Source organism: Maribacter zhoushanensis, from assembly GCF_029350975.1.
Taxonomy (GTDB): domain Bacteria; phylum Bacteroidota; class Bacteroidia; order Flavobacteriales; family Flavobacteriaceae; genus Maribacter; species Maribacter zhoushanensis.
Genome location: NZ_JARKMR010000003.1, coordinates 676,611 through 689,917, shown reverse-complemented (window position 1 = coordinate 689,917; position 13,307 = coordinate 676,611). Strand labels below are relative to the sequence as shown.

Genomic DNA, 13,307 nt, shown 5'->3' with positions numbered 1-13,307 from the left:
AGAGTCTGTGTTTAATTGAGTATTTTATGGAAACTTTTAAAACCTTTACAACTATTATTACGATAAGTAACCATGAAATACTCTCACCTTCTCTATAGATTAACACTTATTACTTTTCTATTCAGCTTTCTACCATCTTGCAGTCAGACCCAAGAAAAAGAACCTGAACAAGTAATAGATGACACAAATAATCAAGAAATCATCAACTATTTAGCACTTGGCGATAGTTACACCGTTGGTGAAAGTGTTGCTTTTGAAGATAGTTTTCCTGCACAATTGAGCAGTAGAATAGAAGAAAACCAAAATCGTTTGGTCAACACAACCGTTATTGCCCAAACGGGATGGAGAACCGACCAACTTATAGCCTCCATTGGCAATCGTGAATCTGCAGATTACAATTTAGTAACATTGTTGATCGGCGTGAACAACCAGTTTCAATCTAGACCTTTTTCTCAATATGAAACCGAATTTACTGAGCTATTGAATAAAGCCATCAGCCTAGCTGGCAATGATTCTAATAAAGTAATCGTTCTTTCAATCCCTGATTATTACTATACACCTTATGGTCAAAATAATGGTGATAAACAAATCTCAACTGAACTAGATAGATACAACAATTTTGCAAAATCTACAGCGAAAACTAAAGGAGTTACTTTTCTTGATATTACAGATATTACCCGAAGAGGATTGGACGAAACGGAATTGGTTGCCAATGACGGTTTGCACCCTTCTGGGCTAGCATATGAAAAATTTGTTGAAAGACTCTATCCTTTAGTGTCTACAAGATTGAAAGATTAAGACATATCGATTATATTTGCCAGCTAAATAAACGACGGCATGCAATTATCGGAGCAAGAGCTTATCAGAAGAGAGAAATTAGACAAATTAAGAGCACTAGGTATTAATCCTTATCCTGCTGCTTTATATCCTGTAAATTCCACATCAGAAAGTATAAAATCTGACTATGAAGAAGGCAAACAGGTAATTGTTGCCGGTAGACTTATGTCTCGTCGTATTCAAGGTAAGGCTTCGTTTGCAGAGCTTCAAGATAGCACCGGTAGAATTCAGGTATATTTCAATAGAGACGAAATTTGCACCGGTGATGACAAAACCTTGTACAATGATGTCTATAAGAAATTATTGGACATTGGTGATATCATTGGTATAGAAGGTGAACTTTTCACCACTCAAGTTGGTGAAAAAACTATTATGGTAAAGAAATTTACCATGTTAAGCAAATCTCTAAGACCTTTGCCCTTGCCTAAAAAAGATGCTGAAGGCAATGTATATGACGAATTCAACGACCCTGAATTACGTTACCGTCAACGCTATGTAGATTTAGTAGTAAACCCAAAGGTGAAAGAGAACTTTATTAAAAGAACTAAAATCACCAATAGTATTCGTGAATTTTATAACGCTGCCGGATATTTAGAAGTAGAGACTCCTATTCTACAACCTATTCCTGGTGGTGCAACTGCACGTCCGTTTTTAACACACCATAATGCATTAAATATTCCTTTATACTTAAGAATAGCCAATGAGCTTTACCTTAAAAGGTTAATTGTAGGTGGTTTTGACGGTGTCTATGAATTTTCTAAAGATTTTAGAAACGAAGGAATGGATCGTACCCATAACCCAGAATTTACCGTAATGGAACTGTATGTAGCATACAAAGATTACAACTGGATGATGGATACCACCGAAAAATTATTAGAAAAAATTGCGATGGATTCTAACGGTACTACGAAAGTTACCGTTGGCGAAAATGAAATTGAATTTAAAGCCCCGTATGCACGTGTGCCAATTCTTGAAGCCATTAAAATACATACCGGTTACGATGTTGCAGGTATGCCAGAAGATGAGCTTCGTGAAACTGCAAAGAAATTAGGTCTTGAAGTTGACGAAACCATGGGCATAGGTAAATTGATCGATGAAATATTCGGTGAAAAATGCGAGCATTTTTACGTGCAACCAACATTTATTACAGATTACCCAAAAGAAATGAGCCCTTTGACCAAAGAGCATAGAGACAACCCAGCTTTAACAGAGCGTTTTGAGCTTATGGTCAATGGTAAAGAACTTGCAAATGCTTACTCTGAGCTTAATGACCCTATTGACCAAAGAGAACGTTTTGAAGATCAGTTGAAACTTTCTGAAAAAGGTGATGACGAAGCAATGTTCATTGACCAAGATTTTTTAAGAGCTTTAGAATATGGTATGCCCCCAACTTCTGGTATTGGTATTGGTATTGACCGTTTGGTAATGTTGATGACCAACAATGCATCTATACAAGAAGTATTGTTTTTCCCTCAAATGAGACCAGAGAAAAAACCACTTCAATTGTCTGATAACGAAAAGGTGATTTTTGATATTCTAAAAGGCGAAAAGAAAATGGAACTTGATGCCCTTAAAACAAAAGCCGACTTAAGTAATAAAGCTTGGGACAAAGGTATCAAGGGTATTACAAAACAGCAATTAGCTAAAATCTACAAAGAAGATAATGTTCTTTTTGTTGAAATTTTATAATAATTATTTAGTGTAAAAATAAACTTCCCCCTTTAATTTTAATTGTTATGGATTTAATTCAATTAAATCAAATCTTGAAGGGAAGAGGTAGTAATACTAAAAATATAGAAAATAAGGAGTTTGATGTCTCCGATACTTTAATCGATGGAGATTCAATATCACCGACTGTAAACACAATAACTTTCAAAAACTGTATTTTTAGCGGATTAGAATTTCTTGTATATGGTATTAATAAACCAAATCTCAAAATTAAATTCATTGACTGTTCGTTAAACTGTAGAACAATTTTTGAAAAATGCACACTTTATAGCCTTTACTTTATTGATACAGAGATAATTGACAGATGTTTCGAAATTAAATTTTGCAATCTCAAAAGACTAGATTTAATTTCAAGATACAAACTAAATAAAAAGCATTTAAGTGGTTCTTTCCATATAGAAAATAATACAATACTTGAACATGTAAGTTTTGAAAATTTAGTACATAAAGATGGAGTGTTTGAATTTACAGAAAACTCTATTGGAGATAAATCATTAAAATCAACACCTATAAGCAAATCTGAAATTAGCTTTAAAAATGCAGAGCTTAATAATTGCGACTTATCAGATTCTAATTTTGGTGACGTATCTATTTTTGATAATGCTAATTTCAGAGGTGAAAGATCTTTTCTTAGCAACAATTCTGAGTTTAATAAAGCCTTTTTCAATAATGTTGATTTTGGCAAGACTTTGTTATTCAACGGAAGCACATTTAAAGACATTGTCATTTTTAATAAATGCTCAAATTTATCCAAAACGGTTGGTGATTTTTCTGGTTGTACTTTTAGAAAAAATTTATTTTTTGATTACTCTGAATTCAATGATTTAACTTTTAAAAATGTAAGTTTTGAAAGAAATGTTTCATTTGCTAATTGTATACTTAACAAAATAACCCTGAATCAAATTTTATTTGAAAAAGTAGCATTTTTCGACAATATTGAGATAATAGATTTGAAATTATGTAGTAAAGAAACTCTGAGGACAATTAAGCAAGAATTACAAAAATCGGATAATCGTATTGATTATAATAAATTTAAAGTCTACGAACTTGAGGCGCACAGGGCTGCATTAAGCAAAAAAGATTGGTCAGATAAATTTATTCTTTGGTTAAACTCAATCTCTTCAAATCACGGCACGAATTGGATTAAGTCTATTAAGTTTACTCTCATAACAGCTTTATTATTTTATATTATATATTTTACATTCGAAAATTCAAATAAAGAATTTGAAATCAATTACCAATCAATCAATTATTTTGTTACAGGTTTTTTTAAATATTTGATTCCTACTTATCAATCTCCTTTTGAAAAAGGGTTATCTAACGGTCTTTTTTATATTCCATTTTTAATTGGAAAAATAGCTATTGGCTATGGTTTATTTCAAACTATAGTATCATTTAGGAAATTCAGAATATAACTAAAAAAATAGTAGCTTAGAAGCTGGCAAAACCAACCAGCATGAATTTAAGTAGCAAAATAGGCTTGTTTACAGGTCCTATCATATTTTTAATTCTTATTTCTTTATCCCATGTGTTAATTTCTGAAAATGCAGATGCCGTAATAGCTGTTGCACTTTGGATGGTTATCTGGTGGGTTACAGAAGCGGTTTCCATTTCTGTAACCGCACTACTACCACTACTTCTTTTTCCTATTTTGAAAGTTATGCCTATTGGCGATGTTGGCGCTAATTATGGTAGCCCCATAGTTTTTCTATTCTTTGGTGGTTTTGTAATGGCATTAGCTTTGGAGAAAGTCAATCTTCATAAACGCATTGCCTTGAACATTATTAGACTTACGGGTACTACGGCAAATAAAGTAGTATTGGGTTTTATGATTGCTACAGCAGTTTTAAGTATGTGGATCAGCAATACGGCAAGTACAGTAGTAATGCTGCCAATTGCCATGTCTGTTATCAATTTGCTTATTGTAGATGAAGACGGATTTACAAAACGAGACCGTAATTTTGCCTTAAGTGTTATGCTGGGCATTGCCTTTGCCGCCAATGCCGGTGGTATTGCAACTGTAATTGGTACACCACCAAATTCTGTATTGATAGGATTATTGGAAAATGAATATAATATTGAAATATCATTTCTAAAATGGATGATAATCGGGCTTCCGTTTTCCCTTATCATGATTTCTATTTGTTACTTTGTTCTGGTAAAAGTATTTTTCCCAACTCAGGGTTTAAAATTTAAAGCATCAAAAACTATTATTCATGAAGAGCTAGATAAATTAGGTCCTACTTCCGGGAAAGAAAAAATGGTGCTCATCATATTCGGAGTTACCATTTTCCTTTGGGTCTTTAGAACATTGATCAATTCTATATTCCCAAGCTTAGGTTTATCTGACACGCTTATAAGCATGTTTGCAGCCATAGCGTTATTTACCCTTCCATACAATCTTAAAAAAGGTGATTTCATTTTAGAATGGAAAGATACCCAAAAGCTAGCTTGGGGAATTCTTATACTATTTGGTGGCGGACTCTCATTAGCAAAAGGCATGTCCGTTTCTGGTATTGTAGATTTGGTAGCCGAAGTTATTGGACAGAGTGATTTAAGTATTTTACTTACAGCATCATTATTGATCCTACTAATGTTGTTTATGACAGAGCTAATGAGCAACGTGGCCTTAGTCGCCGTTCTTGCTCCTGTAGTGGCAGGTATTGCCATAGGTCTAGGTTTACCCATTACCTATTTATTGATACCGATCACTATTGCCAGCAGCTGTGCTTTTATGTTACCTATGGCTACACCACCAAATGCAATAGTCTTTGCCAGCGGTTATATTAAAGTTCATGAAATGGCACGTGCAGGTGTTATTTTAAACCTAATTGCCGTGCTCCTGCTAATTGGATTATTTCAATTTGTGCTACCGTTATTATTTTAATATTCTTCTAAAAAATAAAGCCCTTGCAATTGCAAAGGCTTTATTATCGACTAATTCAGAAATGAAAAAATATGTATTCCTACTTAATAGACGCCTTTCTTTCTGCATTGTTACAAATAGGCTTAAGAAATTATTAACTATTTGTTCCAGATATTATTTCAATCTTTGAAACATTACCTAACTAACTCACAAATGAAAAGAAAATTACTTTTAAAATTATTGCTATTATTATGTGTGTTTGGCTATCAAAATGCCGATGCACAAATCTTTAAAAAGAAGAAGAAAAATACTGAACAAGAAGCTAAAAAACCTTCTAAAGATAAAATTCAACCTTACAATAAGGTGATTACTAAAGATGCCGTTAGTGATGCCGGACTCTTTACTACCCACGTAGTAGACCAAAAACACTTTTTTGAAATTCCAGATTCGCTTTTCAATAAAGAAATGCTAATGGTAAGCCGTATTTCTAAAACTGCATTGGGCATTGGTTTTGGTGGCGGAAAAATAAATACTCAGGTTTTACGATGGGAAAAAAAAGATAAGAAGGTACTGCTTAGAGTAGTATCGCATGATGTTGTTGCTGCTGATTCTTTACCTGTACATGAGGCCGTAGTAAACTCAAACTTTGAACCGGTCTTATATTCCTTCGACATTAAAGCCGTTCAAAAAGATTCTCTTAACCCCACTACCGTAATAGAAGTAAACGATATTTTCACAAAAGATACCAAAGCTCTTGGTATGCCAGAAAGGTTTAGAAAAAGATATAAGGTATCTCGTTTAGACGAAGGCAGAGGCTATATTGAATCTATTAAAAGCTACCCGTTAAATGTTGAAGTACGTCATGTAAAGACCTATTTAGCAAGTGCTGCACCTAGCAACCAAACCCTTGGTTCTATTTCAGTTGAGATAAATAACTCAATGGTATTACTACCTGAAGAACAAATGAAACGCAGATATTTTGACGAGCGCGTAGGCTGGTTCTCTAGAGGTCAGGTAGATTATGGTTTAGAAGCCCAAGAAAGTAAGACCGTTAAATTTCTTGACAGATGGCGTTTAGAAGTAAAAGATGAAGATCTTGAAAAATATAAGAAAGGTGAGCTTGTAGAACCTAAAAAGCAAATTATCTATTATGTTGACAGAGCTACTCCTAAAAAATGGATACCATTCATTAAACAAGGTATAGAAGATTGGCAAGTTGCTTTTGAAGCTGCAGGTTTTAAAAATGCAATTATTGCCAAAGAGCCGCCAACAGCGGAGGAAGATCCAGAATGGTCTCCTGAAGATATTCGTTATTCCGTTGTACGTTACCTAGCATCACCAATACCAAATGCAAACGGACCTCATGTTAGCGACCCCCGTAGTGGTGAAATATTAGAATCTGATATTAACTGGTACCATAATGTAATGACCTTATTGAGAAACTGGTACTTTGTACAAACAGCAGCCATTAATCCTGCTGCCAGGGGCGTTTCTTTTGATGATGATGTAATGGGTCGCTTAATTCGTTTTGTATCGTCTCATGAAGTTGGGCACACCTTAGGTTTACCTCACAACATGGGTAGTAGTGTTGCATATCCTGTAGATTCCCTACGTTCTAAGACGTTTACCAAAAAATTTGGCACTGCACCATCTATTATGGATTATGCGCGTTTTAATTACATTGCTCAGCCAGGCGATGAAGGTGTCGCTTTAATGCCAGATATCGGTGTTTATGATAAATATGCTATTAAATGGGGATACAAGCCTATTTTAGACACTACTGCAGAAGAAGAAAAATCTACATTGGATAAATGGATCTTAGCACATGCAGGTGATCCGCTATATCGTTTTGGTCACCAACAGGTAGGTGATATCGTTGATCCAAGCTCACAAACTGAAGATTTAGGTGATGATGCCATGAAAGCTAGTGCCTATGGTATTGCCAATCTTAAAAGGATTGTTCCAAAATTAATTGAGTGGACAGCAGAAGATGGTAAAACATATGAAGACCTTGACAAACTATACGGGCAAATATTCTCTCAATTCAATAGATACATGGGACATGTTTCTAATAACATTGGCGGAGTCTATGAAAACCATAAGACATACGACCAAGAAGGTGCCGTTTATACAGCTGTACCAAAAGAGAAACAACAAAGAGCAATGGCGTTTCTTCAAGAGCAACTATTCAATACCCCAATGTGGATGCTTGACCAAGATATTTTAGAACGAACTGAATACTCTGGTTTTTTAGAACAAATGCGCTCTATGCAAGTACGTACATTAAACAATGTACTAAGCTTAGGTAAAATGGCACGATTAATAGAAAACGAAACTATAGATAAGTCTGAAGCTTATTCTCTTGCACAAATGATGAGTGAATTGAGAAAAGGTATTTGGTCTGAAGTTAAAAACGGAAAGTCTGTTGATACTTACAGAAGAAACTTACAAAAAGCACATATTGACCGTTTAGAATATTTACTGACAGCAGAAAATCAAGCTAAAGGTTCTAATTTTGGTGGCTACAGAAAATCAACAGTTGTCAACACTAGCCAATCTGACATTAGAACGATTGCAAGAGCTGAACTGAACATTTTAAAACGAGATATTAGAAATGCACGTAATAGAACCTCTGATACGATGACAAAATATCATTACGACGATGTTTCTGAGCGTATTAACGTCATTTTAGACCCTAAATAAAAGGTCGATGAAATACCAATTCTGAACCCATATCGATGAACAACCAATATCATCGATGAATGAATTGTATTGACCACATTTTAAATATTCTAGACATCAAAAAAAGCCCATTACACAACAATGGGCTTTTTCGTACGTTATTCTTTTTTAGATTAGCAATGAATTTAAAACCCCCAAATCATGACCAATAAAGTTAAAAGTCTTATTTACCTAGCTTGTTTCATTTGTGCATCTGTTGTTTATCATCAAAATACAAATGATAATGTACAAGAAGAAATTGTAACTAACACGTACGATCAAGAAGCTGACATCGTTATCAACCCTTACAAAACAATGGAGGGAAGAGCACCAGCGAATTAAAATATCAAGAACATTTACCTACTTAAAAGCGCGGCTACCTACAGCCGCGCTTTTTTTGTATAATACACTTTATCAAGCCGTTAAACTTTTACTAAAATGAGGTTCAGCATTAAACCAAATAGAAAAATTCATGTCAAAGAAACAAATACATAAAACAGTAAACATGAAAAAATTAATAATGGCCATTTTAATTATGGCAGGAATATCGGCAACGGCACAGAATCATAGCATGAAAGGTGAAAGAGGTAATATGAAGGATTTAACTCCTGAACAAATTGCTACTTTGCAAACTAAGAAAATGACTTTGGTATTAGATTTAAACGAATCTCAACAAGCGAAAATAAAAACCATTCTTACAGAAGACGCTACTGCAAGAAAAGAAAAGATGGCAGAGAGAAAAGCCAATAAGGAAGATGGTAAAAAGGTTTTGACCGCAGATGAAAAATATGCGATGCAAAATGAGCGATTAGACCATCAAATTGCACGTAAAGCAGAAATGAAGTCTATTCTTAATACAGATCAATATGAGAAGTGGGTAAAGATGGATAGCAGAAAAAAGATGCGTGGTAAAGGAAAAAATCGTGGCGACAAAAAAGAAAAACGTTCTTCCAGAAAGTAATTATTACGTTACAATGAACAAAAAAAAAGACTTGCTTTTAGCAGGTCTTTTTTGCATTTAATCGAGTTCTTCTTTTTACACCAACCCTAATAAAATACAGTATTAAGCCCACAAATGATTCATTCATGGATGAATTTGAATACTTAACCAATAAATTTTATGATAGTTCTTTAATTAAGGTACTTAGTTAGTTCAAATTAGAGATCAACTTAATTTTAACCAATGGTCTCTCTTTTGAATTTCAAGATACTAAGCCATGACAGTAAAAAAATTAGGTTATCTATCGCTACTAATAGCCTTAAGTCTTATGACCGGTTGTCAGCAAGAACTTTATAAGTCTAACAACAAATTTAATATTCCTGAAAAGAGCACAGAAGAACCTCTTGTTCAGTTTTTAATAGAGCCTACCAATTATAGCGCTATTATTGAAACCGAGAATCTAGCAAAGGCTTTTGATTATTCTAAAATAGCGCACAAAACTTTATGGGTAAATCAATTTAACGAGAAGCTCAATATCTCATCTACAACAAGGGTTGTAACGGTACATGAAACTGCAGGCTTAAGCACCATAGCCGTAGACAGCCTTTTAAAATTTGTTTCTAAAGGGGGTACGCTATTGGTTACCAAAGCTAATAAAGACGAACGCATGTCCTATTTTTTTGGAATGACACCCGATGCCGATTGGAGCACAAATAAAGAGGCATCTGGTCTGTTCTTCAACAAAGCTCTTTTTCCAGGTATGCAAGGTCGTGGTTTTGACAATGAAACGGTGCATTTGGGTTTTAACGGCGCAAATTTTTCAAGTAGCGTAAATGTTTTAGTAGCCGCCTATAACAACGAAGATTATCCTGTTTTAATAGAAAATAGAATAGGTAATGGAAAAGTGATTCTATACAACTCATCTCAAATTCTTAAAAAAGAAATGAGAGGCCTTCTATTTTCCGCTAGTTTATTAGGTCTAGAAGGTATTCCTTATCCTATTGCAAATATTGGAACATTATTTCTTGATGATTTTCCAAGTTCAATGTATGATGAGAATGGAAAAGCAATCAACATACAAAACGGTATTAGTAAATCTGAGATGCTAAAGGCAGACTGGTGGCCAAAAATGAAGGCTTTTGCCCAAGAAGAGGATATTAAGTACTCTGCTTATGTAACATTTAATGCCAATGAAAAAAATACAGGCGATGCAAATTTTAAAAGTTGGGACCAAACAGGTTTATTAGATGGCACAAATGAAAATGGCACCAATAAGTGGATTACCAACGAATTTACCAATAGAGGTCATGAGCTTGGTTTTCGCGGTTATAACGATCTTCCTCTTTCTAAAAAATTATGGAAAGACACCGATCTTATTTTAGATAATGCCAAAGCATCTAGAGAAAAATGGGAAGACAATGTTTCAAAAACACTACCTAGCTCTTATGTTGCACCAGATAATCAAATAGATAGTCTAGGTCTAATATCACTTAAAAAAGGATTTCCCAGCTTAAGTTTTTTACATACTTCTTTCTTAGGCGATGTGTATGAAGGTGGTAATAGAGAATTTGATCCAGATCCGTTAAACAATAGATTTTTTGATTACCCACGTCTAAGTAGTGGATATTCCATTTCAGAAAAAGAACAATGGGCAATAGAATCTACCTATCTATATACGGGTATTTGGTCTCATGTTTTAAATACTAAAGATATTTTAGAGATCGGTAGCACAACAAATGCAATAGGTGAATTAAAAAAGCATATTGTCGATTATAAGAAACGACACCCTTACATGAAGTTTTTGACTGCCAAACAATCTACAGAGGCAGCTATGGATTGGCGTTATCAAAGTATTCGTCACTTAAGTTATGAAGGGCAATATGAAGTCTCTAGCTCTTTAAATTCTGATGAGAAAAAAGAATCTTATTGGTTAATGTATGTTGAAGAACGTAATAATGTAAAGGTACATGAAGCACTTTCTTTTGATCAGGCAGAATTTTCTTCGGTTCCATTATTGAACGGTTTTCTGTACAGTATTCAAACAAAGTCTCCTAATATCAGCGTACCAGATATTCGACCAGAAATTAATACTTTAATAGGCACTACCTCATCATTGATTACCAACACAAAAAGTGATTACAAATCCTATAACCAGAGTAAGCAAACTATGGTACCGTTAAAGCAAAAAATAGACAGATTAATTGTTGAGGAAAAAACGGAAGAAGCTACAAACTTAATGGAGAAATTATTTAAGGATAATAAGTTCATTAATACCCAACAGATAGTTAGCTATGCAGAAGGTATGGAAGCTCAAGGTAAAACCGATGAGCTTTGGTCTCAACTAAACAGTCTATACTTAAAAAATCCATCTAGTTCTTATGCAGATTTCTCTAGGGATATTAGCACAGTCAGTAATTATCCTTCCCCCACAATTAAAAAAATGTGGATGGAAAGGCAAATGGAATGGGGTCAAAATGATGTAACTATTTTAAAAGAATACTACGAGAACTTTAATACTGAAGATAACACAGAAATTGTAGAACAAGTCTTAGAAGTATTGCAAACTATAGAACCGACTACAGAAAATAAGTTGAACTATTATAAATTTTTAGTGAATTCTAATAATGAAGACCTAATAAAGAAGCTAGATGATATTGAGCCTTGCAGTATCTTTAATAGAGATTTAGCTACGTCTATTAGCCAAGTATATGCAGATAAACTAAACTTTGAAAGAGCGGAGCAATGGCAAAAATGTGGTAATATTTCTCCAGAAATAGTTAAAGAATGGAAAGAAAAAACTAGAACTATAGAAAGTAAAAAATTTACAGATTTTGAGTACTATATAAGATACCTATTAATCAATGATCAAGACAAGGCAGTTGAAGAATTAAGAGATATTGAAACATGCAGACCTGATCTAATCAGATTATCTAAAAACATAGCATTTTTATTCGCAGACTACACCCAATACCAAAAAGCTTTAGATTGGAGCACCTGTACAAATACTGTACCTGTAGCAAAATTATTAGATTGGAATTTAGAATTTGCCAATGGCAGGTATTTAACTAAAGTGTACGCAAACCACATTGACAATAACCCTAGAGATTATAATACCATGAACCACATGGTAAAGTTATTATTAAAAGGGGATGTAAATGGTGCTGGTGAAATTGCCATGAAAATACCTCCATCTAAAATTGACCCAGATTTTAAAATTGCTTTTAACAACGAGGTAAAGGCAACTTCTGAAGAAAAACAATCTTTGTATATAAGTAAGTTTAAAACTTTAATGGATGACGCTATTGTTAAAAAATCAGAAATTGAATCACGAAAAGAGAAAGGACATTCCATAGGGCTTACTTCATCTGCCATTGCAGATGAATTCAACCCTACTCTTTTCAACAATGCTTTTCACTTTGGTTTTTATAATAAAGAGCTAGATTTTCATCAGTTCTCTATTGTTCAAGGTACAGCATATTCGGTTTTAAAGGATACTATAGTACCTAATGATATTGGTAGAGATTTATTAGGTGTAGAATATCTTTATAAAAAGGAATCTAACCAAAAAAATCCCTTTTATGTTGGTGCAAGAGTTGAACTTGACAACTTCAATAAAGTATTCTTCCATTTTACATCTGGTATAGATTTTATGGGCGATAATAGTAAATCTTCTTTAGGCATAAAAGCTCACCCTGTTACAACAGGACCTGGATATGACTTAAATATTTATGACATACAGGTAAAAGCTGCTCAAGAATTTGAATATTCTTCCAACTTGAATCATGAATTTTATGTAAAAGCAGATTACTACACTGATAGCCAATACTATGCTATTGGTGGTACGCGTGTAGAATACAATGTATTAAACCTAGATAAATTTAAATTAGGTCCTTTAATTGAAGGTGCTTATGGCGTAGGTTCCGAAGATAGACGAAACGGTTTTCCTTATTGGTTGACAAAAGATAGACTTTTTGCCGGTGGTGGTTTACAATTTCAACTAGGTAATGAAGATTCTGCTTTTAATCTAAAAAGTGATTTCTCCCTTTTTGCAGAGCAAGATGAAGATAGTTTTCAACGCTATGAAGGTGAACTATCATATAGAATTAAAAACTTCACTACAATTAATTTAAATTACTCATATTACACAATTGATCAGTTTTTCTCTAATGCTGTTCAGCTAGGTATTCAGTATAATTTCAAATAGTATTTTAACTA

The 13,307-nt window shown here is 33.8% G+C and carries 8 protein-coding genes; all 8 read left to right on the top strand.

The window, feature by feature from the left end:
• The first annotated feature begins 72 nt into the window (after positions 1-72).
• Complete coding sequence (locus PXD56_RS13430) at positions 73-798, top strand: SGNH/GDSL hydrolase family protein (protein WP_276493849.1); 726 nt, start codon at positions 73-75, stop codon at positions 796-798.
• Positions 799-837: 39 nt separating this feature from the next.
• Positions 838-2,526, top strand: a complete 1,689-nt coding sequence (lysS, locus tag PXD56_RS13425) for a lysine--tRNA ligase (protein WP_276493848.1) — start codon at positions 838-840, stop codon at positions 2,524-2,526.
• A 47-nt stretch (positions 2,527-2,573) separates the two neighbouring features.
• Positions 2,574-3,980 carry a pentapeptide repeat-containing protein gene (locus PXD56_RS13420; RefSeq protein WP_276493847.1) on the top strand — a complete coding sequence of 469 codons (1,407 nt, stop codon included), beginning with the start codon at positions 2,574-2,576 and terminating at the stop codon, positions 3,978-3,980.
• 41 nt (positions 3,981-4,021) lie between these two features.
• On the top strand, positions 4,022-5,452 hold the full coding sequence (locus PXD56_RS13415) for an SLC13 family permease (RefSeq protein ID WP_276493846.1): 1,431 nt from the start codon (positions 4,022-4,024) through the stop codon (positions 5,450-5,452).
• A gap of 192 nt (positions 5,453-5,644) precedes the next feature.
• Complete coding sequence (locus PXD56_RS13410; protein WP_276493845.1) at positions 5,645-8,134, top strand: zinc-dependent metalloprotease; 2,490 nt, start codon at positions 5,645-5,647, stop codon at positions 8,132-8,134.
• Between the two features lie 180 nt (positions 8,135-8,314).
• Positions 8,315-8,494 carry a hypothetical protein gene (locus PXD56_RS13405; protein WP_276493844.1) on the top strand — a complete coding sequence of 60 codons (180 nt, stop codon included), beginning with the start codon at positions 8,315-8,317 and terminating at the stop codon, positions 8,492-8,494.
• A 163-nt stretch (positions 8,495-8,657) separates the two neighbouring features.
• A complete protein-coding gene (locus PXD56_RS13400) occupies positions 8,658-9,113 on the top strand; it encodes a hypothetical protein (RefSeq protein ID WP_276493843.1) in 456 nt (151 codons plus the stop codon).
• Positions 9,114-9,369: 256 nt separating this feature from the next.
• Positions 9,370-13,296, top strand: a complete 3,927-nt coding sequence (locus PXD56_RS13395; protein WP_276493842.1) for a DUF2194 domain-containing protein — start codon at positions 9,370-9,372, stop codon at positions 13,294-13,296.
• Positions 13,297-13,307: the final 11 nt, after the last annotated feature.

What these genes read in the sequence shown, in the direction of transcription:
- PXD56_RS13430 (WP_276493849.1), top strand. Translation starts at nt 73, where the DNA reads ATGAAATACTCTCACCTTCTCTATAGATTAACACTTATTACTTTTCTA.
- lysS (WP_276493848.1), top strand. Translation starts at nt 838, where the DNA reads ATGCAATTATCGGAGCAAGAGCTTATCAGAAGAGAGAAATTAGACAAA.
- PXD56_RS13420 (WP_276493847.1), top strand. Translation starts at nt 2,574, where the DNA reads ATGGATTTAATTCAATTAAATCAAATCTTGAAGGGAAGAGGTAGTAAT.
- PXD56_RS13415 (WP_276493846.1), top strand. Translation starts at nt 4,022, where the DNA reads ATGAATTTAAGTAGCAAAATAGGCTTGTTTACAGGTCCTATCATATTT.
- PXD56_RS13410 (WP_276493845.1), top strand. Translation starts at nt 5,645, where the DNA reads ATGAAAAGAAAATTACTTTTAAAATTATTGCTATTATTATGTGTGTTT.
- PXD56_RS13405 (WP_276493844.1), top strand. Translation starts at nt 8,315, where the DNA reads ATGACCAATAAAGTTAAAAGTCTTATTTACCTAGCTTGTTTCATTTGT.
- PXD56_RS13400 (WP_276493843.1), top strand. Translation starts at nt 8,658, where the DNA reads ATGAAAAAATTAATAATGGCCATTTTAATTATGGCAGGAATATCGGCA.
- PXD56_RS13395 (WP_276493842.1), top strand. Translation starts at nt 9,370, where the DNA reads ATGACAGTAAAAAAATTAGGTTATCTATCGCTACTAATAGCCTTAAGT.